The sequence below is a fragment of the Myceligenerans xiligouense genome, from assembly GCF_003814695.1.
GTDB lineage: Bacteria > Actinomycetota > Actinomycetes > Actinomycetales > Cellulomonadaceae > Myceligenerans > Myceligenerans xiligouense.
Genome location: NZ_RKQZ01000001.1, coordinates 4,457,374 through 4,481,123, shown reverse-complemented (window position 1 = coordinate 4,481,123; position 23,750 = coordinate 4,457,374). Strand labels below are relative to the sequence as shown.

The window sequence follows — 23,750 nt, the reverse complement described above, 5'->3', positions numbered from 1 at the left end:
CTCAACAAACTCCCGAGAAGGTGGGAAATCCATGCCAGGCGTGGTGCTCGTCGGTGCCCAGTGGGGCGATGAGGGCAAGGGAAAGGCAACCGATCTTCTGGGTTCGCGTGTCGATCATGTCGTGAAGTTCAACGGCGGGAACAACGCCGGTCACACCGTCGTCGTCGGCGACGAGAAGTACGCGCTGCACCTGCTGCCGTCCGGCATTCTGTCGCCGGGCGTCACGCCGGTGATCGCGAACGGCGTCGTCGTCGACATCGATGTGCTGTTCGAGGAGCTCGACGCGCTGGCGGCGCGCGGCGTGGACGTCTCGCGGCTGCTGGTCTCGGGCAGCGCGCACGTCATCGCGCCGTACCACCGCACCATCGACAAGGTGACGGAGCGGTTCCTGGGCAAGCGCCGGATCGGGACCACCGGGCGCGGCATCGGCCCCGCGTACGCGGACAAGATCAGTCGCGTGGGCCTGCGGATGTGGGACCTGTTCGACGAGAAGATCCTGCGCGCCAAGATCGAGGGCGCGCTCGACCAGAAGAACCACCTGCTCGTCAAGGTCTACAACCGCCGCGCGGTGGACGTGGACGAGACGGTCGACGAACTGCTGAAGCACGCCGACCGACTCCGCCCGATGGTCGTGGACACGTCGGTCGAGCTGAACCGTGCGCTCGACGAGGGCAAGAACGTCCTGTTCGAGGCCGGCCAGGCCACCATGCTCGACATCGACCACGGGACCTACCCGTTCGTCACCAGCAGCAACGCCACCGCGGGCGGGGCGGTCACCGGCTCCGGCGTCGGCCCGACGCGGATCGACTCGGTGATCGGCGTCATCAAGGCGTACACCACGCGCGTCGGTGAGGGGCCGTTCCCCACGGAGCTCTTCGACGACAAGGGGGCGTTCCTCGCCAAGGCCGGTCACGAGTTCGGCACCACGACGGGCCGCCCTCGCCGCTGCGGCTGGTACGACGCCGTCATCGCCCGGTACGCCTCGCGCGTCAACGGCCTCACCGACCTCGTGGTGACCAAGCTGGACGTGCTGACCGGCCTCGAGAAGGTCCCGGTCTGCGTGGCGTACGACGTCGACGGCGTCCGCCACGACGAGATGCCCACCGACCAGACCGCGTTCCACCACGCGAAGCCGATCTACGAGGAGCTCGACGGCTGGTGGGAGGACATCTCCGGCGCTCGCACGCTGGACGACCTCCCACCCGCGGCGCGCGCCTACGTGGACGCCCTGGAGCAGATGTCGGGCACGCGGATCTCGGCGATCGGCGTCGGGCCGGCGCGCGACGCGATCATCCCGATCCACGACCTGATCCACGCGCGCGGACACTGAGTCGCGTCCCTACACTGGAGCCCCGTGAAGATCCTCGTCGTCGGGCCCGGCGCCCGTGAGCACGCCATCGTCCACGCCCTCACCGCGGAGGCGGCGAGCGGCGACGCGCACGAGATCCACGCCGCACCAGGCAATCCGGGCATCGCCGCCCAGGCCACGCTGCACGCGGTCGATGCGGAGGACGGCGCGGCCGTCACCGCCGTCGCCCGTGAGATCGGTGCGGACCTCGTCGTCGTCGGGCCGGAGGCCCCGCTCGTGGCGGGCGTCGGAGACGCCCTGCGCGAGGCCGGGTTCCCCGTGTTCGGCCCGGGCGGAGAGGCCGCGCGCCTGGAGGGCAGCAAGGCGTTCGCCAAGGAGGTGATGGCGGCCGCGGGCGTGCCCACCGCGATGGCGCACGTGTGCACCGACCTCGACGAGGTGGCCGCCGCGCTGGACGCCTTCGGCGCGCCCTACGTGGTGAAGGACGACGGCCTGGCCGCGGGCAAGGGAGTCGTCGTCACCCGGGACCGGGACGCGGCGCTGGAGCACGCGCGCACCGCGCTCGACGCGCGGGGCGACGCCGGCCGGGTCGTCGTCGAGGAGTACCTCGACGGCCCCGAGGTCTCGCTCTTCTGCGTGTGCGATGGCACGGCCGTCGTCCCACTCGCCCCGGCCCAGGACTTCAAGCGCGTCTTCGACGGCGACGAAGGCCCCAACACCGGTGGCATGGGTGCGTACAGCCCGCTTCCGTGGGCACCGCCCGGCCTGGTGGACGAGGTGGTCTCCCGCGTCGCCCAGCCCACGGTCGACGAGATGGCCCGGCGCGGCACCCCGTTCAGCGGTGTTCTCTACTGCGGCCTCGCGCTCACGTCGCGCGGCCTGCGCGTGGTCGAGTTCAACGCGCGCTTGGGTGACCCGGAGACGCAGTCGGTGCTGGCGCGCCTCGTGACGCCCCTGAGCCGGGTCATGCTGGCCGCCGCTCGCGGTGAGCTCGCGGACCTCGGGCTGCTGCGCTGGCGGGACGAGGCGGCGGTCACGGTGGTGGTGGCCTCCGCCGGGTACCCGGAGTCGTCCCGGAAGGGCGACCCGATCACGGGGATCGTGGACGCCGAGGAGTCGGCCGGCGTCCACGTCCTGCACGCCGGTACGGGGTTGTCCGACGACGGCGCCCTGGTGGCGGCGGGAGGCCGTGTCCTCTCGGTCGTCGCTCTGGGCGCGGACCTCACCGCGGCTCGCGACAAGGCCTACGAGGCGGTCGGGAAGATCTCCCTGGCAGGTTCGCAGCACCGCACGGACATCGCCGCCAAGGCAGCCGCCGGCACGCTCACGGTTCCGGCCTGAGGCCGGGCGAGGCACGGCACGCCCTCGGACCCGCCGGTCCCCGGCGAACGCGGGCGAGACAAGCTCTCGCCATGCGCGCCCGCCGGGGACCGACGGGTCCCTCATGGTGGTACGACAGGGTGTCAGGAACGGATCAGGAGCAGGTCACCGCACCCGCGCTGGGAGCGGTGCCGTTGGCGGTGAAGCCGAACGAGGTGGACTGTCCGGCGCTCAGGGTGCCGTTCCAGCCCATGTCGCTCGCGGTGACGGTGGATCCGCTGACGGAGTAGTCGGCGTTCCACAGGCTGCCGATGCTCGTTCCGGACGGCAGGGTGAACTGGGTGGTCCAGCCGCTGGTGCCGCCCGAGCCGCCCGTGACGGTGACCTGGCCCTGGAAGCCGCTGCCCCAGTCGTTCACGACCTCGAGCGTGGCCTCGCAGACGGTCCCCGGGTCGTCCGTGGGGTCGTCCGTCGGGTCATCGGTCGGGTCATCGGTCGGGTCGTCGGTCGGGTCGTCCGTGGGGTCGTCGGTCGGGTCGTCCGTCGGGTCCGGGTCGGGACCGCCGTCACCGATCGGCGGGTAGGCGTTCGCCACGAGCATCTCGAACTGGTCCTGGAACCACCAGCCCGACAGCGGGGCGTTCGGCAGCGCGCCGGTGTAGGCACCGCCGAGCTTGTCCGCCTGGTAGGTCGGGTCGCACATGCGGTCGAGGCTCTTGCCCTCGTCGTTCGGGATCTCCTCCGACGAGCCGTCGGACTCGCCCGGGGGCTTCACCCACACGAAGGCGTGCAGGTGCGACTCCGCGTAGCCGGACGGCGACACGGTGGGCCGCTCGCCGATACCGGCACCGTCAGGGTTGCACCAGGCGCCGCGGTGGGTGCGACGGTCCACGCGGGACTCGTCCACATAGGTGTTGAGGTCGCTCGACGACGACGCCGACGTCGGCCGCTCCGACCCGCCCCAGCCGTTGCGGGACGTGTCGATCAGCATGCCGATGCGCGACGGCGCTCCCTGCGCCACCATCCGGTCGTACAGGTCCGCGGTCCAGTCGATCTCGTCGAAGTCCGGGTTCCACTCGTAGTAGTCCGCCGAGCGCACCTGGCCGCTGCCGACCTGCAGGTTCGGGTCGGTCAGGAAGGGCTCCTCCAGCGGCGTCGAGTTCGCCGTGTTGGTGACGAAGCCCGCCACCCCGTCCCACCCGTAGGTGGAACCCTCGACGACGTTCGCGAACTCCTGCGCGCTGCCGCTCGCGTTGTCCGGCCAGCCCAGCCAGCCCGAGTGTGCGGCGTCGATGTACGAGTAGACGTTGCCCACCTCGTGCAGCCGGTCGAGGGCGTACTGCACGCCCTCGCGGTAGTACGGCGCCGACTCCTGGCACGGCTGGTGCGACATGTTCGTCACCAGGTTCGGCAGCGAGTCCGGCTCGATCACGGCCGAGATCCGCAGGTCCTCGTACTCCGGACGGTCGAGGATCTCGACGATCGCGTCGATGTACTCGGTCTTGTAGCGCTCCATGCCCTCGTCCGTGGCCGGCAGTTCGCCGTTGGACGCCAGAGCGAAGCAGTCGCGGCCGGGCAGGTCGTAGATGACCATGTTGAACACCAGCGGGCTGCCGCCGGCCTGCTCGACGGCCTGATCGAGGTGCCACTCCAGACCGTGCTGCCGGTCGATGCCCTCGATCGCCTGGATCCGGTCCATCCACACGTGCGTCGGCTCGTTCGCGATGGCGCGCATGTCGTCGCCGAGCGAACCCCCGGCGACGTCGGCGGCCTGCAGCACGTCCTCATTCCAGTCGGGGTTGATGTACTGCTCGGCCCCTTCGTAGGGGTTGCCCACGGCCGCGGTGGCCGACGGCGCGGCCGCCAGGGCCACCAGAGCCGACGCGGCGACCAGCGCCCCCGTCGCTCCGGCCGCGACTCCCGCGCGCACCTTCTTGTCTCGTTGCACGATGCCCTCCCGGGTCGTCCTGTTCGCACGCGCCGGCCGGCCCTCCTTCGCGGTGGGGCCGGCGGCGCGCGCACCCCGCAGGCCTTTCTGCGGTGGCGGGTGAATCGTTGCCCGGACGATGACTTGGACGACACCAAACGAATCGTTTAACAGGAGACCGCTCTCACGTGATCGCTCACCGTGGATCCGGGGGTGCGGTGGAACCGCGGATCACCAGCCCGCCGGCGGCGACCGTGGTGGACGGCGGTGCCTTCTCGCTCGTCGTCGCGTCGGCGTGCAGCACTCCGAGCAGCGCGTGCCCGACGGCGTTTCCCAGGCGCTCCACCGGGTACGGCACGGCTGTGAGCGACGGTGTCGTGAGCCGGCACGCCGCGGCGTCGGTCCCGGCCACCACGGAGAGCTCCCAGGGCACCGCGATGTCCAGACGCCGCGCGACGTCGAGCACGACACCTGCCGTGACGTCGTCGTCCGTCACGACGGCGGTGGGGTGGCTGCCGGAGGAGAGCAGCGAGCCGACTGCGGCCGCCGCGCGGTCGACGCCGTCGCCGGAGACCGCGTCGAAATCGATTCCGGCTTTGCCCAGTGCGGTGGCGAGCGCGGTGGCCCGTCGGCGGGTCGCCAGCAGGCCCTCGGCCCCGGTGAGCATGGCGACCCGGCGGTGCCCCAGGTCGGCGAGGAATTCGCCGACCTGGGCGAACGCCGTCGCGTCGTCGAACATGACGCTGCGCCACGCGGGCGGGGCGGGAGCGGACGGGTCGCCGACCATGACGGCGGGGGCGGGCAGGTGGCGCAGCGCGGCGAGGCGGGCGTCGTCGGACCGCAGGCCCGTCACGACGAAGGCGGCGTAGCGGCGCTCGGCCCACCAGCGGCGCATGAGGTGCGCGGCCTGTTCCACGGTGCTCGCCGTGTGGACCGCCAGGGTGACGTCACCGCCGTCGAGCACCTCGGCCGCGGCCGTGACCAGGTCGAGCGTCGAGGCTGCGCGCGACCCGGCGGCGCCGTCGTGCACCGCGACGAGGGCGGCGGCACCGGGGCCGGCGCGCAGGGAGCGCGCGGCCGTGGCGGGTCGCCAGCCGAGTTCGTCGGCGACCCGGAGCACGCGTTCGCGCGTCACCTCCGCCACGCCGCGTCGCCCGTTGAGGGCGTACGAGACCACGGCCGTCGAGACGCCTGCCGCGCGGGCGACATCGACGATCGTCGGCCGCCGCCTGCCCTCGCCGGGGCGCGACCGCGCACCCCGGGGTGAGCCCGGGGCTCTAGGCTTGCCGGACAAGTTATCTGGATCTTCAGGATGATTCGGTCGCGCCGTCGAGACCATTCCCGTAGCATGCCCTGTTAGCCCATACTTTGCACAGCGTCGACGAGGACGGGGTGTGAGCATGACATCCGTGAGGGGCAAGTATTCTTTGGCCGTGCTGTCGCCGGTGGTAGGCGGGCACTACTTCGGGAAGGTTCTGGCGGGAGTTTCGCGCGCGGCGAGGGCCGGCGGGCACCGGGTCGTCGTCGTGCAGACGTACCCGGCCGATCTGGAGCGCGCCCAGTTCCCGGAGGAGCCTCCGGTCGGCGTGCCGGTCGGGCTGGACGCGGCGGACGGCCTGATCGTGGTCACCACCGCCGTCGACGCCGACACCGTCGAGCGACTCGGCGCGGAGGACCGGCCCATGGTCCTGGTCGGTGAGCACTCGCCCGGTGCGCAGGCGCCCGCCGTCGCGCCCGACAACGCCGGGGGCACGCGGGCGGCCGTCGAGCACCTCATCGCGCACGGTCACGTCGAAATCGGTTTCGTGGGAAGCCTGCGCCAGTCCGACATCGTCGAGCGGTACGAGGCGTACCGGGCCACACTGCGCGACCACGGGATCGAGCCGCGGGAGGAGTGGGTCTACCAGGCCGCCGACAACCAGGAGGCAGCCGGGGCGGCCGCGGCGCGGCAGGCGCTGACCGCGGGCATGCCGACCACCGCGACGTTCGTCGCCACCGACCGCAACGCCGCGGGTTTCACAAGAATGCTCCAGGTCAGCGGCCTGTCGCTGCCGAGGCGTCAGGCGGTGGTCGGTTTCGACCACTCCGACCTCGGCGCACGCATGCGACCTCGGCTCGCGACCGTGGACCCGCACCACGACGGCGTCGGCGAGCTCGCCGTCTCGCTTCTGGTCGCGCAGATCCGCGGCGAGCGTCCGCGCGGCCGGCACCTGTCGGCCGCGAGCCTGATCACCCGTGAGTCGTGCGGCTGCCGGGAGGCGAGCGTGGGTCCGGTGCAGGGCACCGGCGGCGGGGCCTCGACCTCCTGGGCACGCCTCGCGGGCGTCGCGGAGATCGTGCTCGACGGCGCGGGGACCACGCCGGGCATCGAGGCGTGGATGCGCAGCGTGCAGCGGATCGTGCGCGGCGCCGACGCGCTCGCCGTGCTGCCCGACGCCGACGCGCTCGCGTCCCTCGTGGACATCACCCGCGCGCTCCGGCCGCATCCCGAGGCCCTCGAACAGCTGGTGCCCGCGCTCCGCTCGGTCGAGGAGGAGCTGGCCAAGGCCCGCAAGGGCAGGACCCGCGCTCCCGGCGAGCCGGGCCCGACGGCACGGCGCCGCGCCGTGGCCCGCGCCATCACCGACGTCATCGTCGCGCTCAGCACCGGGTGCACGCAGACGCTGCTGGCCCGGGCCGGCCGCCTCGAGCGCACGATCGGTGAGCAGTACGAGCTCGACCTGGGGCTCCTGCACGCGGACGCGCCCACCATCCGGACGTTGCGCTGGCTCCCCAAGGGGCACCGCGGGCCCGCCACGCTCGCGCTCTGGTCCGACGCCGCCGAACGGCTCGCCCATCCGCCCGTGCCCGACGACGTCCCGCGGCCCGGCCTGCGCGACTACGCGGGGGAGGTGGACAGCCCGGCACCGAGGCCCCCCGCCGGTACCGCGGCGGACCCGGCGCGCGAGCTCACCGTCGTCGGTACGACGGCGACATCGCCGCAGGCCCGGGCGCTCGTCGGGACGAAGCTTCCGGTCGCGTCCTTCCCGACACGGGCACTGCTCGATTCCGCCGACGGGATCGCGTTCGTCATCCCGGTCACCTTCGACACGAGCGACTGGGGGCTGCTGCTCATCGGCGGCGCCATCGACACGCACACCACCAGCGCCCGCGACAAGTTCGACCACTGGGCGGCGATGCTCGCCGTCGCGCTGGATCGCGAGGCCCGGCTGGTGTCGCTGCGCACGCAGCGCGCCGCACTCGCCGACATGGCCGCGCGCGAGCGGGCGCTCGCGCTGGACCTGCGGGCGGGCCAGGTGCGTTACCGCCTCGTCGAGGAGGTCGCGCTCGAGGGCACGTGGGACTGGGACATCACCACGGGCCACGTGTACTACTCGCGCACGTGGAAGTCGCTCCTCGGCCTGGCCGACGACGAGGTCGGCGCGAGCATCGAGGAGTGGACCAGTCGTGTCCACGCGGACGACCAGCGCGCGGTGCGGTCGGCGATCGCCCAGCAGCTCGCGGGGGCCTGCATGCCCCTGGACCTGGAGCACCGCCTCCTGGCGGCGGACGGCCGCGAGCTCTGGGTCCGCGCCCGGGCGACGACGGTCACCGACGACGCCGGGGTGCGGGCGCGGATGGTCGGCGTCCTGATGGTCCTGGGCCACGAGGGACCGCCGGGCGACGCGCCGTGGCGCACCTCACGCGTGCGTCCGCCGGCGGATGCCTCACCGTTCCCGGCCTCCCAGTAGACTCTGCCCCGGAATCCTCTCGTCTTTCAAGGAGCCCCCGTGGGACGCGTCGTCGTCGAGGTCATGCCCAAGCCCGAGATCCTGGACCCCCAGGGCAAGGCCGTGGTCGGGGCGCTGCCGCGCCTCGGGTTCACGCAGTTCACCGGTGTCCGCCAGGGCAAGCGCTTCGAGCTCGAGGTCGACGGCGAGGTCACGCCGGAGATCCTGGAACAGGCTCGCAAGGCGGCCGAGCAGGTGCTGTCGAACCCCGTCATCGAGGACGTCGTCGCCGTGGTCGACGCCTCGGAGGGTGTCGCGGCCGCCGCTCCGCAGCACGCCGGACCGGCCTGATGGGCACGCTGAACAGCGCCCGGATCGGCGTCGTCACCTTCCCCGGCACGCTCGACGACCGCGACGCCGCCCGGGCGATCCGGCTCGCGGGCGGCGAGCCCGTCGCCCTCTGGCACGCGGACGCCGACCTGCAGGGCGTCGAGGCGGTCGTGCTGCCCGGCGGCTTCTCCTACGGTGACTACCTGCGCGCCGGCGCGATCAGCAGGTTCGCTCCGGCGATGTCCTCCGTGATCGACGCCGCGCGGGGCGGCATGCCGGTCCTCGGCATCTGCAACGGCTTCCAGGTCCTCACCGAGGCTCACCTGCTGCCCGGCTCGATGATCAAGAACGACCACCTGCACTTCGTCTGCCGGGAGCAGACCCTCGTCGTCGCCAACGCCAACACGGCGTGGACCAACGAGTTCGCCACGGGGCAGAGGATCACGATCCCCCTGAAGAACCAGGACGGCCAGTTCGTCGCGGACGACGCCACGCTCGACCGGCTCGAGGGCGAGGGCCGCGTCACGTTCCGCTACGACGGCTGGAACCCGAACGGCTCCCGCCGCGACATCGCGGGCATCACCAACGAGAAGGGCAACGTGGTGGGGCTGATGCCGCACCCGGAGCACGCCGTCGAGCAGGGATTCGGCCCGGCCGACGCGGACGGCCCGCGGGCGGGCACGGACGGGCTCCCGTTCTTCCGCTCGGTGCTGGCGTCCCTCGTCGGGGCGTGACCGTGTCCGCCTCCCGCGGCCCGGTGCGCGGCCGCGCCGTCGTGCCCCGGGGGCACGCGTCGTGACGGAGGTTCTCGGAGCGCGCGGCTCCCGGCCCGCGGAGGCCGGGGTCGAGAGGGTTCCGTTCGAGCACCCGGACGCGGTCGAGCTGCGCCTCGCCGCGGTGGCCGAGCTCGCCGAGCGCTACGGGGACGACGGCGACGCGGCCGAGTACTTCGACCCGGCCACGATCGTCGCGACGGTCGTGATCCGGGTCGGCGGCGTCGCCGCCGCGGGCGGGAGCGTCCGGGACCTGTCCGGCGCCGACGACGGCGTGGACGGGCTGCACCCGCCCGGGACAGGTGAGGTGAAGCGCGTCTTCGTCGGTCCCGGCTTCCGCCGCCGTGGTCTCTCGACGCTGATCATGGGAGAGCTCGAGAAGTCCGCGCGCGAGGCGGGCCTGGCCCGGCTCGTCCTGGAGACGGGCACGGAGCAGCCCGAGGCGATCGCCCTCTACGAGAAGCTCGGCTACGAGCGGATCGCGCCCTACGGCAAGTACGCGGGCGAGCCGGAACAGCGCTGCTACGGCAAGGCGCTCTGACCCGGCCGCCGCGACGGAGATCGTCCACGGCCGGGCGTGAGGTTTCGTCCCTGGGTGGCGCCGTAGCGGGCGACGGTGGTCGCCACCGCCTCGTCCACCGCGTTCTCGACCTGCGCGGGCGTGGGATCCCAGCCGACCACCATGAGACGGGGCCAGAACACGTAGTTGCCGATCATGCCCAGGAAGTTGGCCGCCGCCATGAGGGTGTCGTCGACGCGGGCCGTCCCGGCGTCGTGCTCGGCACGGAGGTAGCGCTGGACCACGCGGAAGAACGGCATCTTCCCGGTCTCGAACTGGGTGTCGGCGATCTGGGGGAACCGCGGCATCTCCGCGATCACCATCCGGTACAGGCCCACCATCTCGGGCCGTGACATGAGCGCCGCGTAGCGGCGGCCGTACACGCGCAGCCCGCGTGCGAGGTCGCCGGGCTCCGGCGTCGTGCTGTCGTCGTCGGCCGCGTCCCACTGCTGCGTCACCACCGCCTCGAACAGGCTCGCCTTGGTGGGGAACTGCTTGAACAGGGTCGCCTTCGAGACGTCGGCGTCCTGGGCCACCCGGGCCAGCGACGCGCCCGCATATCCGTGGGCCATGAACAGGCTGGTCGCCGCGTCGACGATCGCCGCCCGCTTCCGCTCCGCGAGTTGCTCGTGGTACGCACCCGTCCCTGTCGCCATGCGCCCATCATGCCGGAGGGTGCAGGGTGTGAGTCACTTGACTCACAACCTTGCGCGAACGTAGTGTTCCGACAGATGCGAGTCGAAGGACTCGGAACCTGACGAGAGGATGCGCCATGGGGCGATTCGAGAACAAGACGGTCCTGGTCACGGGTGCGAGCGGCGGCATGGGGGTGAGCCACGTGCGCGCCTTCCATGCCGAGGGCGCCGACGTCGTGATCGGGGACCGGGACCCCGAGCGGGGGGCGCGCCTGGCCGCCGAGCTGGGGGAACGGGCCATGGCGGTCGTCCTGGAGGTACGCGACGAGCGGCAGTGGGCCGACGCCGTGGCGGAGGCAGAGCGCCGCTTCGGGCCGGTGTCGGTGCTGGTCAACAACGCCGGCGTGCCGCAGGCGGCCGCGACGGTCGAGCACACCGAACTGGCCGACTGGCAGCGGCTCCTGGACATCAACGTGACCGGACAGTTCCTGGGGATCCGGGCCGTCACCCCGTCCATGCGGCGGGGTGGGGGCGGCTCGATCGTGAACATCGCATCCTCCATGGCCAACACCGCCACCCCGTACTTCGCCGCCTACACGACGAGCAAGTGGGCCCTGCGTGGTCTGACCCGGACGGCAGCCATGGAGCTGGGCCGTGACGGGATCCGGGTCAACTCGATCCACCCCGGAGCGGTCTCGACCCCGTTCATCACCGAGCCGGCGGCTCCCGGTGCGGCGCCCATCGCGGCCGCCTACACGCCCGAGCCGTTCGCGATCCCGCGCGTGGGGGAGCCCGGCGACGTGACCCGGCTGGCCCTGTTCGTGGCGTCCGACGACGCCGCCTACGCGACCGGGTCGGAGTTCGTGGTCGACGGCGGCCTGCTGCTCGGGCCGGCCCTGCGGTACGAGGAGCAGCGCCCGCCTACTCGCCGAGCAGGTAGTCCAGCTGCGCCGTGACGCTCTGCCGGGCCGCGCCCCGGACGCCCGGGTCGACGTCGGCGTACACGGCCTCCACCACCGCGTCCGCGAGCTCCGAGACCTGCGCGCCCCGGCCGTCGTCGGGTACGCCCAGCCGTTCCAGGGCGTGACGTACCTGCTCCAGCCGCTCGATCCGGTGCGCGCGGTACATCCGCACGGCCGCCGCGAGGTCCCCGATCGGGTCGCCGTGCGCGGGCAGACCGAGGACGCCCGCGCCGACCGCCTCGAGGAGGTCGAGGCTCTCGAAGTAGTCGCGGAGCGAGCCGTCGGGCTCGGCGATCACGGTGGTGCCCTGACCGAGCACCGTGTCCCCGGTCAGCACGACGGTCTCCGCGTGCCGCGCCGCCGTTCCGCCGGCCGTGCTTCCGGCGCGGGGCACCTGGTCACCGGAGGCACCCCCACTCGGCCCGCTGACCACGAACGCCACGGAGTCCCGCGTGTGCCCCGGTGTGGCCAGCACCTCGATCCGCAGACCTGCCACGTCGAGCACGTCACCCCTGTGCAGGGGCTCCCCGCCGAGGCAGAACTCGGGGTCCCGCGCCCGCACCGGCGCGCCGGTGCGCTCCCGCAACCCGGCCGACCCGGCCGTGTGGTCCGGATGCCGGTGCGTGATCAGCACCAGCTCGACCGGCCCGGCGGCGGCCAGCGCGTCCAGGTGGTCGTCCAGGTCCGGCCCCGGGTCCACCACCACGCACCCCGTGGCGCCGGGCGCCCGCAGCACGTAGGACCGAGTCCCGTCGAGCGTCATCGGCCCCGCGTTGTCGGCCCGCAACATCGACACGAACGGCGTCACAGTTCTCACGGGCCCACGCTACGCGCTCGCGGCGCCGACCAGGAGGGCAGAACGCCGGGGTGGTTTTCGCCACCCCGGCGTTCGCATCGGGCGCGCAGCGCACCACGGGACCTACCTCATCGTGGCCACTTCACGGTGTATGCCCGCTCCACCGTCTCCCTCAGGCTGTTCCCTGCCGCGTCCGTCACCTCGGCACGGAGCGACACCGCCGAGGTGCCCTTCGGAGCGTTCACCACGGCCACGCCGTTCCTGACCGTGGCCTCCGTCCAGTCCGTGCCATCGTTCGCAGACCACCACAGGCGTACGGTCGAGTCCCCTTCGGTTCCGGTGACCTCGACCCCGACCTTCGTGCGCCGCGGTGCGGTGCCTCGCGGACCGATCCGCGCGACGTCGTACCGGACGTCGAGCAGTTCCCTCATCACGAGTTCGTCCTCGCCGACCGGCTCGGCCCGGAACGTCCACTCACCCGTCACCCGCTGCGCGGTGTACCACCGTTCGGACGCCGCGCTCCCGCGGTACGCGACCCGGTAGTCCGCGCCCCCGGGCGGCATCGTCAGCTCGGCCCATCCGGGTGCGTCGTCCACGACGACCTCGCCGTCCTGCCAGACGGTGAGGTGCTCGTCGTCCGCGCCCCAGCCCACGAACGCGTTTCCGGCCGAGTCCGACCAGCCGTTCGGGAAGATGCCGAGCAGGTCGCCCATGTGCCCCGTGAGGGCCTGCGGGGTGCGGGGCGCCCCGCCGATCGTCGCGGCGACGGTCGACCCGGGCTCGTACGCGGTCAGCGGGGAGTCGTAGCCGCCCAGCAGCTCCGCCCCGTCGGGTGAGTCGTAGAACGTGGCATGGAACCAGTTCACGTTCCGCGCACTCACGTACTCGGTCCGGGTGCCCGGGTCCACGGGCGTCGCCACCACGAAGGCGGAGCCTCGGCCTTCCGGCACGGCGCCGCGGCCCGCCGAGATCACGACGTCCCGTGCCGGTTCCGCGTACGTCGTTCTCACGGCGGCCAGGTCCTCGCGGTGGGCGGTGAACGTCCCCGTCGTCACCGGGGACTGCTGGAACACCAGGTCGTAGGTGTACGGACGGGCCTTCCCGGCAGCCGAGGCGGGCCGGCGCAGGTGCGCCGAGGTGACGTGGTCGAACTCGCCGATCGTCACCGGCTGGGTCGGCGTGACGAAGGCGTCGGCGCCGCCGATGACGATCCCCGTCGACAGGCTGCGTCCGTCCGCGTCGGTCCGCTGCTCCTCCATGCCGAGATCCCTCACCGTCGCCGCGCGCGGCGTGGCGATCGACACCGGCAGGGCCTCGCGCGCGTCAAGCGTCACGGTCGTGTCGGCGCTGACGGTCACCTCCGGCGCGAAGGCGTCGGTGAGCTCCGTGAACGTGCCGTTCAGCATGCTTGCCGCGACCGAGTAACGGCCCTCGGGGACGCGCAGGGTGTGCGTCGTGTCCTCGACGAAGTCGATGAGGTCGAAGGCCAGGAACTGCTCGGCGTCGTCGACGTTCATGGCGGCGAGGTCTGCCATGCCGTCCGCGAAGGGTTTCCCGTCCCGTCCGATGAACTCCAGCGTCAGGTCGAACAGCTCGGGCTCCTTCTCCCAGCCCACGGGCGTCCGCACCGTCACGCCGTCCGGGCCGGTCGCCGTGACCGCGCCGGAGTACCGGCCGATCACCCCGGGCACACGGTCCACCGTCACGGAGACCTCGGCGGTGCCGTCCGCCGGAACGGTCACCCGCTCGTCGGAGACGGACGCGCCCTCGGCGTCCTCGCTGTCCGGGCCGGTCACGGCGAGATCCACGTCGAGGACGAGGTCGTCGTCGCCGGTGTTCCGGTAGGTGATCGTGGCCGACGCCGTGCCGTCGTGCGGGTACTCGAAGTTGCCGAGCGAGACCGATGCCGGGTGGGCGATGACCGGCTGCTCGATCGCGGTGGGCACGAAGACCCGCCCCGCACCCTCCTCGAACACGGACGCGCCGGTCGGGTCCGCCGACCCCATCAGCACGGCCTTCAGTTCGGGCGCGGTCAGGTCGGGCCGGGCCTGCAGTACGGCTGCGGCTGCGCCTGCGACGTGCGGCGACGCCATCGAGGTGCCGCTCGCGGCCACGTAGTGCTCCCCGACCGGGCTGCCGAGCTGCGTCCCCGCCGCACGCGCGGCGACGATTCCCTCGCCGGGCGCGACGATGTCCGGCTTGATCGCGCCGTCGATTCGCGGCCCGCGGCTCGAGAAGCCGGTGATCAGGTCGTCGTCGTCGACCGCGCCGACCGTGAGGGCCGACGACGCCGCGCCGGGCGTCCCGATCGACTTGTCCATGCCGTCATTCCCCGCGGCGATGACGAACAAGGCGTCGTGCTCCGCGGTCAGCTGGTCCACGGCCAGCGACATCGGGTCCGTGCCGTCGGTGTACACCGGCGCGCCGAGGGACATGTTGATGATGTCCGCGCCCTGCGAGGCGGCCCATTCCATGCCGTCGATGACCGACGACTCCTCACCGGACCCGTAGTCGTCCAGCACCTTGCCGACCATGATGCCGGCATCGGGAGCCATGCCGGAGTTCACGCCGTCGGACGCGTCGCCGGACCCGGCCACGATGGAGGCGACGTGGCTGCCGTGCCCGTGGCCGTCGACGGCGGATCCCGTGCCGGAGAAGTCCTCCTGTGCCACGACGACCTCGTCCAGGTCGGGGTGGGTCGCGTCGATCCCCGTGTCCAGGACGGCGACCGTGACCCCGTCGCCCGTGAAGCCCGCCTCCCATGCCTGAGGCGCGCCGATCTGCGGCGCCGAGTCGGCGTCGAGCGCCCGCACCGGCGCGTCGAGCCAGACCCGCTCGATGGCGGGCGCCTCCTGCGCGGCGCGCGTCGCGGACTCGCCGGCCTGCGCACGCAGGGCCTCGACCAGTTTCGCGCCCGCCGCGGCGTCGACGTCGTCGGACACGGCACGGACGGACTCCAGGGTGCGCTCCGGCGTGATGCCGGCCGACTTCCAGTCGGTGCGGGACGCGAGGGTAGAGACGTCACCCGGCTGCCCGGTCTGCTGCACGATGACCGGCAGCGTCGGCCGACCGCCGAATCCGCCGTCGGCCAGCGCGGCGACGTCGAACAACCGCTCGTCGAGCGTCTCGCCGACCAGGCCGGCGACGTCGGCGGGGATGACGTACAGGTGCTCGCCGTGGCTACGCCGGAGGAACGGGACGTCGTCGCGTCCCTCGGCGCGGAGGACGGCGGCCGTCCGGCTTCCGTCCGGGGCTGTCGTGACGGTCACGCGATCGCCCGTCAGGAGCGGGACCGTGACGGTCTCGGCCGAACCGGGGACGATCGTGGCGGCGACCGTGTCGTCGGACGTACCGCCCGACTCCGCGGCCGCGCTCGGGAGCAGGCCTCCGGTCGCGAGGAGTGCGGCGGCGACGGCCGCTACGGTGACTGATCGGGTACGCAAGGGTGAGATCCCTTCGTTGTTCCGGTAAAGCGGTCATCTGCGACAGATCGGAACGTGCTGTCCGAACGTAAACCGGAGCGACCTCGGGGAACAACGAAAGCTTCAGGCTGTACCGAACTGTGGGATAGATCACAAAAGACCGGTGTCCCGACCGAGGTCAGGACACCGGCCGAGAGCCGGCGCCTACGACGCGGCCAGCGCCTGCTCCACGTCCTCGACGATGTCCTGGACATCCTCGAGCCCCACGGACAGCCGCACCGTGGTCTCGCTGATGCCCACCCGGGCGCGGCCCTCGGCGCCCAGCTTGCGGTGGGTCGTCGTCGCGGGGTGCGTCACCAGCGACTTCGCGTCGCCGAGATTGTTCGAGATGTCGATGATGCGCAGCGCGTCGAGGAACGCGAACGTGCGCTTCCTGGCGTCGTCGGCGTCCGTTCCCGGCGGGATGTCCAGGTCGAACGTCACCACGGTCCCGCCGCCCGACATCTGCGCCCGCGCCAGCTCCGCCTGCGGGTGCGAGTCGAGGAACGGGTACCGCACCCCGGTCACGCCGTCGAAACCCTCGAGCGTCCGTGCCAGCTCCAGCGCCGCGTCCGTCTGCGCCGCGACCCGCACCGGGAGCGTCTCCAGGCCCTTGAGCAGCGCCCACGCGTTGAACGGCGACAGCGAGGGCCCGGTGTTGCGGATCAGGGTCTGCACCGGTCCGGTGACGAACTCCGTGCTCCCCAGGATCGCGCCGCCGAGCACGCGCCCCTGCCCGTCGATGTGCTTGGTCGCGGAGTAGACGACGACGTCGGCCCCGAGCTCCAGCGGCCGCTGCAGCAGCGGCGTCGCGAACACGTTGTCGAGCACGACGGTGGCCCCCGCGCGATGCGCCAGCTCGACCACGGCACGCACGTCGACGAGGTCCTGCATCGGGTTCGACGGCGTCTCGAAGAACACGACGTCGGCGGGTTCGGCCAGCGCCTCCTCCCACTGGGAGAGCACATGCCCGTCCACGTAGTCGGTGCGCACCCCCCACTTGGCGAGGATCTCGTCGAAGATCACCACGCTCGACCCGAACAGGGCGCGGGCCGTGACGATCCGGGACCCGGACCGCACCAGTGCCGCCAGCGTGGTGAACACCGCCGACATGCCCGTGGCCGTCGCGTAGCAGGCCTCCGCGCCCTCCAGGACGCGCAGGCGCTCCTCGAACGTGTGCACGGTCGGGTTGCCGTAGCGGGAGTAGACGAACCGGTCCAGATCGCCGGAGAACGCCGCTTCGGCCTCGGCGGCCGAGTCGTACACGTACCCCTGCGTGAGGAAGACGGCCTCGCCGGTCTCCTGGAACTCCGTGCGGGCGTGCCCGCCGCGTACGGCGAGGGTCCGCGGGCGGACACCGGCCGGCAGCGGCTTGCGTCCGGACCCGCCGGGGACGGCGTCGGGCGGGAAGGCGCCGGTCGTCGTCACGCGCCCGCCTCCGTCCACGGCAGCTCCCGCACCTTCCAGCCGCTGTGGTTGCGGACGCCGTCGGGACCGGCCGGGCCCTCGAAGCCCTCGACCACGTTGTACGACGGCGCGATGCCGGCGCTGGTGGCCAGCCGCGCGGCGCCGATCGACCGCTGGCCGGACCGGCAGAGGAACACGACGGGGCCGCCGGTGGCGCCGAGGCCGGCCTTCAGCTCCTCCAGGAACGCCGGGTTGGGCCGGCCGTCGGCGTGCACCCACTCGGCGAACACGACCCGCTTCTCGAGCGAGCTCACGTCGGGCACACCGATGGTGCGCCACTCGCCGTCGGTGCGGACGTCGACCAGGGTGGCGTCCGGGACGTCGCCCAGCAGGTCCCAGGCCTCCTGCGGGGTGATGTCTCCGGCGTATCCGGCGGCGGGGCGCGGCTCCAGGCGCGAGCCGCGGCTCACGGGGGCGTCGGGTTCGGGGTTGCTCATGGCACTCCTCCCATCGGTCGTGGCGTGAGCACCCTGGTCCGGAACACCGCGTCCGTGCGCGAGTCCCGCGGGTTGCTGCGGGGTCGACGTGCCACGTCACTCGCCCGCTCGGGATGGTCGACGCGATCGTACGTCACCCGGACGAGCCGATCACACAGTGAGACCAGAATATGGACGCGCGTTGACGCGGCCGTTCGAGGATCGCAGGATGACGCCAGGTCATGAGCGCCAGCGACAAGCCCCGGCTTGCTGGCCGGCAACCCTCCTTCCGCGGTGGGGTGCCCCGGGTGACGACCTGGCCGCGTTCGAGACCGCTCGTGGCAAGCGCGGGGAACACTCCCCCCAGGACTCGCTGGAGGGCGCCATGACGGCAGCCACCGACACCACGACCACGCCCGGCGACGGCTCGGCCGGCGAGCTGACCGCCGAGCCAGGCACGGTCGGCCCGATCGCGCCGCTCCTGCCGGTCGTGGGGCACGACACGCTCGTCCCGCTCGTCGACGGACGGCAGGTGACGTACTCCAACCTCGACGTCGCGGCCTCCGCACCCGCGCTCGAGTCCGTCGCGCAGCGCGTCGCCGAGACCCTGCCCCTGTACGCGAGCGTCCACCGGGGCGCGGGGTACCTGTCCCAGGTCTCCACCGCCCTGTACGAGGCGTCCCGGCGCGCGATCGGGGACTTCGTCGGCGCCCGCGCGGACGACCTCACCCTCATCACGCGCAACACCACCGACTCGCTCAACCTGCTGGCCGGATGCGTCCCCGCCGACCCGGTCAGCGGAGCGCCGGGCCGCGTCCTCGTGCTCGACGTCGAACACCACGCCAACCTCCTGCCGTGGCAGCGACTCACCGACGCCACCGTCCTCACCGGAGGCGCGACCGTGGCCGACACGCTCGCGCAGGTGCGCGACGAGCTGGCCGGCGGAGCGTCGGCCGGCCGGCCGTACGCCCTGCTGGCCGTGACCGGTGCGTCCAACGTCACCGGCGAGTCCCTCCCCCTCGCGGAACTGGCCGGTGCCGCTCACGCGCACGGCGCCCGCGTCGTCCTCGACGGTGCCCAGCTCGTCCCGCACCGCCGGTTCTCGCTCGCCGACAGCGGCGTCGACTACCTCGCCTTCTCCGGGCACAAGACCTACGCGCCCTACGGTGCCGGTGCACTGGTCGGCCGCCGCGACTGGCTCGACGCCGGCACCCCCTACCTCGCCGGCGGCGGTGCCGTTCGCCGCGTGCGTACCGGCACGACCGACTGGCACGACGGCCCCGCCCGCCACGAGGCCGGCTCCCCGAACGTGATCGGCGCCGTCGCCCTCGCCGCCGCGTGCGAGGCGCTCGCCGCGCTCGACCCGGCCGAGGTCCGCGCGCACGAGGGCGAGCTGCGCCGCCGCCTCGTGGGTGGCCTCGAGGCGATCGACCGCGTGTCCGTGGTCAAGGTGTGGGACGACGCCGCCGACCCCGTGGGCGTGGTGACGTTCACCGTCACGGGCTACGACCCGGGCCTCGTCGCCGCATACCTGTCGGCCGAGCACGGCATCGGCGTGCGCGACGGGCGGTTCTGCGCGCACCCGCTGCTCGGCCGTCTCGGGTTCGACGCGGGAGCGGTGCGTGCCTCGGTCGGTGTCGGGACCGCCGGCGAGGAGGTGGAGCGGCTCCTCGCCGCCGTGCGCGCGCTGGTCGCCGACGGGCCGCAGGCACGGTACGACGTCGTCGACGGGCTCTGGGTGGTGGTCGACGACCCGCGGCCGGTGCCGGAGGGCTCCGGGCTGGCCGGCCTCCTGGCGACGGCCGCGGCCGGCTACCTGGCCGACGTCGCGGTCTGCCTGCCCGACGAGGCCTGACCTCCGCGACGTCGGCCCCGGCACGGACGAAGCCCCGCACCCCGACGTCGGGGTGCGGGGCTTCGTCCGTGACCCGGCCGGGTGGGCACGGGGCGGTGAGCGGCAGCGGGCACGACCGGCGGATGGGCGTGACCGGCGCCTCACCACGCCATACCGCGTGGCGGTAACCCGCCATGGCGTATCCTCGCCGCATCCTCGGTGCATCGATTTCTGCTGGAGGGTTGGGATGTTCGGCAACGTGCTCGGCCTGTCGCAGGCGCAGGCGCTCGCCTACCGCGAGCTGGTCCGCTCGCCCTCGCTCGACGCGAGCGAGCTGGCCCGGCGGATGGGCGGTGACCCCGGCGAGGCCTACGCGGTGCTGCAGGTCCTCGAGGAGCACGGGCTCGCGGCCCGGCAGGGTACCGACGACTTGCGCTTCCAGGCCGCGCCGCCCGAGATCGCGCTCGGCGCGATCCTCTCGCGCCGCACCGAGGAACTGCGGTCCGCACAGCTCGAGATGCTCGATCTCGAGGAGGAGTACCGCCGCGCCGCGGACCTGCGGCCGGCGAGCGACATCGTCGACCTCGTCCGTGGCTCCGACGCCGTCCTCCAGCGCATCCTGCAGCTCCAGGCGGGCGCGCACGAGACCGTCGAGACCTTCCTCCGCCCACCCGTCCTCGTGATGGGCACGGAGGAGAACACGGCCGAGGACGACGCGGTCGAGCGCGGCGTGCGCTACCGGGCCGTCATGGACCGGTCGATGCTCGACGAGGGCCTGGTGACGGTCGAGGCCGCGGTCGAGGCGGTCCGCGCGGGCGAGGAGGTCCGCATCGCCGACGACGTCCCGATCAAGGCGTTCGTCATCGACCGGCGGCTCGCCATCGTGCCCGTGCAGAGCCAGCTGCGGCCCGACGACGAGGTCGACACCGTCTCCGCGCTGATCATCCACGAGAGCGGGCTGCTCGACGGGATCATCGCGCTCTTCGAGGCGTTCTGGCGCGACGCGGTGCCGCTGCGGGTGCAGCCCGACGGCGTCCACGGCGAGCTCGACGACCTGGACCTGAAGATCCTGGGGCTGATGCTCTCGGGCCTGACCGACCAGGCCGTGGCCAAGCACCTGGAACTGGGCCTGCGTACCGTCCAGCGCCGGGTCAAGTCGATGATGGACACGGCGGGCGTCGCCACGCGCATCCAGCTGGGCTGGCACGCGGCCCGCAAGGGATGGCTCTGAACGCCGGGCGCCATCCCTCGCGGGCCGCGTAGCGCGTCAGGACCGCGTGGCGGTCCCGCGCAGAGACTTCTCCGACTTCGGGGCCCGTCCGCTCGCCGCCAGCTCGCGGTAGTAGGCCCTCGCCTCGTCCTGACGGACCCGCTCGGAACCATCGGCGATCGGCGCACGAAGGTGCCGCTCGCCGTAGCCGAACGCGTCGACGAGGTCCACCGCGTGCGGGCGGATCTTCTTGAGCAGGTGGTGGATCGTCGTCGTCACGGCCCTGGCCCGCGACGCCGACAGGCGCCCGTTGGCGAGATACCAGTCGAGGTTCCGCTCGATCACGGTCAGGCCGTAGATGTCCCGGACGGTCGTCATGATCGCGCGGGTGCCCGGGTCCTTGATCGCGTCGAGCGCCCGGGTGAAGGCGTCCCACCGGACGAGCTCGGCCCATGCCGTCGCCGAGGTGATCAGCTCCACCTGGTTCTCGTCGAAGATCTCCTGTGCCTTGGCCGCGTCCTTCGTGCTCACCGCGGGGCGCATGCCCATCGCGACCGAGTGCACGAGGCCGTCCACCCGTCCCTCCAGGAGCGCCCGCTGGGTCCCGCCGTCGAGCAGGTTGCTCGCCGCACGCGCGCCGCCGGCGTCGGCCACGTTCTGACCGAGCTTCCGCAGCGACGCCTTGTGCAGCAGCGTGTCCTTCACCTGCCCGGCCACGATGCCCGCCATGCCGGCGGGGGACTTGGCGGCCCTGGCCAGCTTCCTGCCGTGGTCGCCCACGAGCCGCTTCGCGGCGAGCTGCAGGAGGACGTGGTTGTCACCCTCGAACGTGGTGTAGACGTCGAGGTCCGAGCGCATGGACGTGAAACGGTTCTCCGACAGGAACCCGGCGCCGCCGCACGCCTGGCGGCAGGTCTGCAACGTGTCCATGGCGAACCAGGTGGACGTCGCCTTGAGCGCGGCCGCCGTCGTCTCCAGGTCCTCGCGGGTCTCCGGCGTGTCCGTCGCGCCGGAGAACACGCCGTGGAAGAGCTCGAGCAGCTCCTCGTGCGCGAAGGAGATCGCGTAGGTCTCCGCGATGCGCGGGAGGAGCCGCTTGCGATGCATCGCGTAGTCGAGCAGCGTGATCTCGTCCTGGCCCTCGCCCGCCGCGAACTGCCGGCGCTCGTCGGCGTACTTCGTGGCGATCGCCAGGCCGGCCTTCGCCGCCACCGAGGCCGATCCGTCCAGGGTCACCCGACCCTGCACCAGCGCACCGAGCATCGTGAAGAAGCGGCGCCCCGGGCTCTCGATGGACGACGTGTAGGTGCCGTCCGCCGCTACCTGGCCGTAGCGGGCCAGGAGGTCCTGGCGCGGGATCCGCACGTCGGTGAAGTGCAGCTTGCCGTTGTCGATGCCGTTCAGGCCACCCTTGTGGCCGTCGTCCTCGCCGCCGACGCCCGGCAGGAACTCGAGGGTCTCCGGGTTCCGGATCGGCACGTAGAAGCAGTGCACGCCGTGGTTCACGCCGTTCGTGATCAGCTGGGCGAACACGGTCGCGGCCACGCCGTGCCGCGCCGCGTTGCCGAGGTACTGCTTCCACGCCCCCCGGAACGGGGTGTTGATGACGAACTCCTCGGTCGCCGGGTCGTACGTCGCCGTCGTGCCGACCGACGCGACGTCCGAGCCGTGGCCGGTCTCCGTCATCGCGAACGCGCCGGGTACCGACAGGTCCATCGCGCCCGGCAGCAGGCGGTCCTGCTGCTCCTCGGTACCGAGGTGCAGGATCGCGGCGGCGAACAGGCCCCACTGCACACCCGACTTGATCTGCAGCGAGGGATCCGCGACGAAGAGCTCCTCGCAGCCCACCAGGTTGCCGCCGGCGTCGTCGTTGCCGCCGAGGCGTTCGGGGAAGGCGCGCCACACCTGGCCCTGCTCGTCCCGCGCCATGACCTTCATGGCCTCGAGAGTGCGCTCGCGGTGCTCCTGCATCGAGATGCCGTCGATCTTCCAGATCTCGTCGTGCTCGGCGACCAGGCGCCGGGCGTGGGAGCGTACGTCCTTCCAACGGCCGAGCAGGAGGTGCTCCAGCTCGGCGACATCCACGCGCGGACCGGCCGTGCCCGACGCCGGCGCATGGGGCGCTGACGGCGCGGACCCGGGGCGGGCGGACACCGCGGCGGAGACGGTCGCGGCGGCGGCGGACGACGTCGTCACAGGAGGTTCGGAGGTGGTGGTCATCGGTTCTCCTCGGGGGTCGGCGGCTGGTAGCCGCGAGGTTGAGGCAGGTACGGGAAGGTCAGGCGGTGGTCGCCGCGGCGGACTCCGCGGAATGCAGGACGCCGACGGGACCGTTCCAGAGCCAGAGGCTCACGCGTTCGGTGAGCTGCTCGCGGGTGACGGACTGCCCGGTGCCGCGGTGGCCGAGCCACCATTCGCCGGAGCCGCGCACGAAGCCGACGGCTCCGGCCGCCCACGCGGCGGCGTCCTCCGGAGTGACATTGGCCGCCTGCGCGAACGGTTCGGCGACGAGTTCGATCACCGAGTCCAGGTAGGCGCCCAGCGGGGCGTCCGAGGAGCCGACGGGCGACTGCGCGTCGCGCCCGCCCGGTGGGTCGGCGGGGGAGATCGGGTCGTTGCCGCCGATCGATGTTCTGGTCACGAACCAGTAGACGTTCGGCGAGTGTTCGATCATCTCCAGGTAGACCCGGACCATGGCGCGCAGCGCCCCTTCCGGGGTGGCGGCGCCGTGCGCGGCCTCCTGGAGGGTGTCGTGCATCTGCGCCACGACGGCCTCGGCCACCGCGAGACGCAGCCCGGCCTTGTCGTCGAAATAGCGGTACACGATCGACTTCGACGTCCCCGCCGCCGCGGCGATCTCGTCCATGGATACCGTGGGACCGAGGCGGTGCACGGCCTTCCGGGCCGCGCGCACGAGTTCTGCTCGGCGCGCGGTGCGGTGGTCCGCCCAGCGAGTCGATCGTCCGTCCACGCCGACGCTCATCGATTTTCTCCTTCACGGGCCGTAGCGCTTGTGCTCCGCCTCACGAGACTGACAGTAT

At 72.6% G+C, this 23,750-nt stretch carries 18 protein-coding genes and 1 riboswitch; of the genes, 9 read left to right on the top strand and 9 right to left on the bottom strand.

Annotated features, from left to right (window positions below; genetic code table 11):
- The first annotated feature begins 31 nt into the window (after positions 1-31).
- Together EDD34_RS19495 and purD are read left to right on the top strand one after the other, a co-directional pair.
- Positions 32-1,330 (top strand): adenylosuccinate synthase, encoded by a 1,299-nt coding sequence (locus EDD34_RS19495; RefSeq protein ID WP_123816034.1) that lies wholly within the window; start codon positions 32-34, stop codon positions 1,328-1,330.
- Between the two features lie 24 nt (positions 1,331-1,354).
- Positions 1,355-2,650 (top strand): phosphoribosylamine--glycine ligase, encoded by a 1,296-nt coding sequence (gene purD, locus EDD34_RS19490; RefSeq protein WP_123816033.1) that lies wholly within the window; start codon positions 1,355-1,357, stop codon positions 2,648-2,650.
- Positions 2,651-2,783: 133 nt separating this feature from the next.
- Here purD and EDD34_RS19485 read toward each other — a convergent pair whose 3' ends face one another.
- Entirely contained in the window at positions 2,784-4,577 is a 1,794-nt protein-coding gene (locus tag EDD34_RS19485; protein ID WP_246012583.1) for a glycoside hydrolase family 6 protein, read from the bottom strand.
- Between the two features lie 175 nt (positions 4,578-4,752).
- Complete coding sequence (locus EDD34_RS19480; RefSeq protein ID WP_211341642.1) at positions 4,753-5,850, bottom strand: LacI family DNA-binding transcriptional regulator; 1,098 nt, start codon at positions 5,848-5,850, stop codon at positions 4,753-4,755.
- 106 nt (positions 5,851-5,956) lie between these two features.
- Here EDD34_RS19480 and EDD34_RS19475 point away from each other — a divergent pair, with 106 nt between their 5' ends.
- From EDD34_RS19475 to EDD34_RS19460, 4 genes are all read left to right on the top strand, one after another.
- The gene (locus tag EDD34_RS19475) at positions 5,957-8,287 is read left to right on the top strand and encodes a substrate-binding domain-containing protein (protein WP_123816030.1); all 2,331 of its coding nucleotides are present in this window, start codon (positions 5,957-5,959) and stop codon (positions 8,285-8,287) included.
- 39 nt (positions 8,288-8,326) lie between these two features.
- Positions 8,327-8,617, top strand: a complete 291-nt coding sequence (gene purS, locus EDD34_RS19470) for a phosphoribosylformylglycinamidine synthase subunit PurS (RefSeq protein ID WP_123816029.1) — start codon at positions 8,327-8,329, stop codon at positions 8,615-8,617.
- Positions 8,617-9,330, top strand: coding sequence for a phosphoribosylformylglycinamidine synthase subunit PurQ (gene purQ / locus EDD34_RS19465; protein WP_123816028.1), 714 nt, complete (start codon positions 8,617-8,619; stop codon positions 9,328-9,330). The genes purS and purQ overlap by 1 nt, the downstream gene beginning before the upstream one ends.
- Before the next feature lie 61 nt (positions 9,331-9,391).
- Positions 9,392-9,910 carry a GNAT family N-acetyltransferase gene (locus tag EDD34_RS19460; protein WP_123816027.1) on the top strand — a complete coding sequence of 173 codons (519 nt, stop codon included), beginning with the start codon at positions 9,392-9,394 and terminating at the stop codon, positions 9,908-9,910.
- Here EDD34_RS19460 and EDD34_RS19455 read toward each other — a convergent pair.
- Entirely contained in the window at positions 9,892-10,584 is a 693-nt protein-coding gene (locus EDD34_RS19455; protein WP_123816026.1) for a TetR/AcrR family transcriptional regulator, read from the bottom strand. The genes EDD34_RS19460 and EDD34_RS19455 overlap by 19 nt on opposite strands.
- Positions 10,585-10,700: 116 nt before the next feature.
- Here EDD34_RS19455 and EDD34_RS19450 point away from each other — a divergent pair, with 116 nt between their 5' ends.
- Complete coding sequence (locus tag EDD34_RS19450) at positions 10,701-11,519, top strand: SDR family NAD(P)-dependent oxidoreductase (RefSeq protein ID WP_123816025.1); 819 nt, start codon at positions 10,701-10,703, stop codon at positions 11,517-11,519.
- Here the strand turns inward: EDD34_RS19450 and EDD34_RS19445 are convergent.
- The 4 genes from EDD34_RS19445 to EDD34_RS19430 form a co-directional block, all read right to left on the bottom strand.
- Complete coding sequence (locus tag EDD34_RS19445) at positions 11,485-12,315, bottom strand: MBL fold metallo-hydrolase (RefSeq protein ID WP_123816683.1); 831 nt, start codon at positions 12,313-12,315, stop codon at positions 11,485-11,487. The genes EDD34_RS19450 and EDD34_RS19445 overlap by 35 nt on opposite strands.
- Before the next feature lie 134 nt (positions 12,316-12,449).
- Complete coding sequence (locus tag EDD34_RS19440) at positions 12,450-15,764, bottom strand: S8 family peptidase (protein WP_123816024.1); 3,315 nt, start codon at positions 15,762-15,764, stop codon at positions 12,450-12,452.
- 183 nt (positions 15,765-15,947) lie between these two features.
- Positions 15,948-17,150 (bottom strand): O-succinylhomoserine sulfhydrylase, encoded by a 1,203-nt coding sequence (locus EDD34_RS19435; RefSeq protein WP_246012725.1) that lies wholly within the window; start codon positions 17,148-17,150, stop codon positions 15,948-15,950.
- 56 nt (positions 17,151-17,206) lie between these two features.
- Positions 17,207-17,686: a rhodanese-like domain-containing protein gene (locus EDD34_RS19430; protein WP_123816022.1), complete on the bottom strand. Its 480-nt coding sequence runs from the start codon at positions 17,684-17,686 to the stop codon at positions 17,207-17,209.
- A 217-nt stretch (positions 17,687-17,903) separates the two neighbouring features.
- A riboswitch (SAM riboswitch) is annotated at positions 17,904-18,019 on the top strand.
- Positions 18,020-18,050: 31 nt separating this feature from the next.
- Between EDD34_RS19430 and EDD34_RS19425 the strand changes: the two genes are divergently transcribed.
- Entirely contained in the window at positions 18,051-19,520 is a 1,470-nt protein-coding gene (locus EDD34_RS19425) for an aminotransferase class V-fold PLP-dependent enzyme (protein ID WP_123816021.1), read from the top strand.
- A gap of 226 nt (positions 19,521-19,746) precedes the next feature.
- Positions 19,747-20,730, top strand: coding sequence for a helix-turn-helix domain-containing protein (locus EDD34_RS19420; RefSeq protein ID WP_123816020.1), 984 nt, complete (start codon positions 19,747-19,749; stop codon positions 20,728-20,730).
- A gap of 36 nt (positions 20,731-20,766) precedes the next feature.
- Here EDD34_RS19420 and EDD34_RS19415 read toward each other — a convergent pair whose 3' ends face one another.
- Together EDD34_RS19415 and EDD34_RS19410 are read right to left on the bottom strand one after the other, a co-directional pair.
- The gene (locus tag EDD34_RS19415) at positions 20,767-22,929 is read right to left on the bottom strand and encodes an acyl-CoA dehydrogenase family protein (protein ID WP_123816019.1); all 2,163 of its coding nucleotides are present in this window, start codon (positions 22,927-22,929) and stop codon (positions 20,767-20,769) included.
- 58 nt (positions 22,930-22,987) lie between these two features.
- Positions 22,988-23,692: a TetR/AcrR family transcriptional regulator gene (locus tag EDD34_RS19410; RefSeq protein ID WP_123816018.1), complete on the bottom strand. Its 705-nt coding sequence runs from the start codon at positions 23,690-23,692 to the stop codon at positions 22,988-22,990.
- Between the last annotated feature and the right edge of the window lie 58 nt (positions 23,693-23,750).

Coding starts and splice junctions, on each gene's coding strand:
- EDD34_RS19430 (WP_123816022.1), bottom strand. CDS start 17,686: ATGAGCAACCCCGAACCCGACGCCCCCGTGAGCCGCGGCTCGCGCCTG.
- EDD34_RS19410 (WP_123816018.1), bottom strand. CDS start 23,692: ATGAGCGTCGGCGTGGACGGACGATCGACTCGCTGGGCGGACCACCGC.
- EDD34_RS19445 (WP_123816683.1), bottom strand. CDS start 12,315: ATGTTGCGGGCCGACAACGCGGGGCCGATGACGCTCGACGGGACTCGG.
- EDD34_RS19425 (WP_123816021.1), top strand. CDS start 18,051: ATGACGGCAGCCACCGACACCACGACCACGCCCGGCGACGGCTCGGCC.
- EDD34_RS19420 (WP_123816020.1), top strand. CDS start 19,747: ATGTTCGGCAACGTGCTCGGCCTGTCGCAGGCGCAGGCGCTCGCCTAC.
- purQ (WP_123816028.1), top strand. CDS start 8,617: ATGGGCACGCTGAACAGCGCCCGGATCGGCGTCGTCACCTTCCCCGGC.
- EDD34_RS19450 (WP_123816025.1), top strand. CDS start 10,701: ATGGGGCGATTCGAGAACAAGACGGTCCTGGTCACGGGTGCGAGCGGC.
- EDD34_RS19455 (WP_123816026.1), bottom strand. CDS start 10,584: ATGGCGACAGGGACGGGTGCGTACCACGAGCAACTCGCGGAGCGGAAG.
- EDD34_RS19415 (WP_123816019.1), bottom strand. CDS start 22,929: ATGACCACCACCTCCGAACCTCCTGTGACGACGTCGTCCGCCGCCGCC.
- EDD34_RS19475 (WP_123816030.1), top strand. CDS start 5,957: ATGACATCCGTGAGGGGCAAGTATTCTTTGGCCGTGCTGTCGCCGGTG.
- EDD34_RS19495 (WP_123816034.1), top strand. CDS start 32: ATGCCAGGCGTGGTGCTCGTCGGTGCCCAGTGGGGCGATGAGGGCAAG.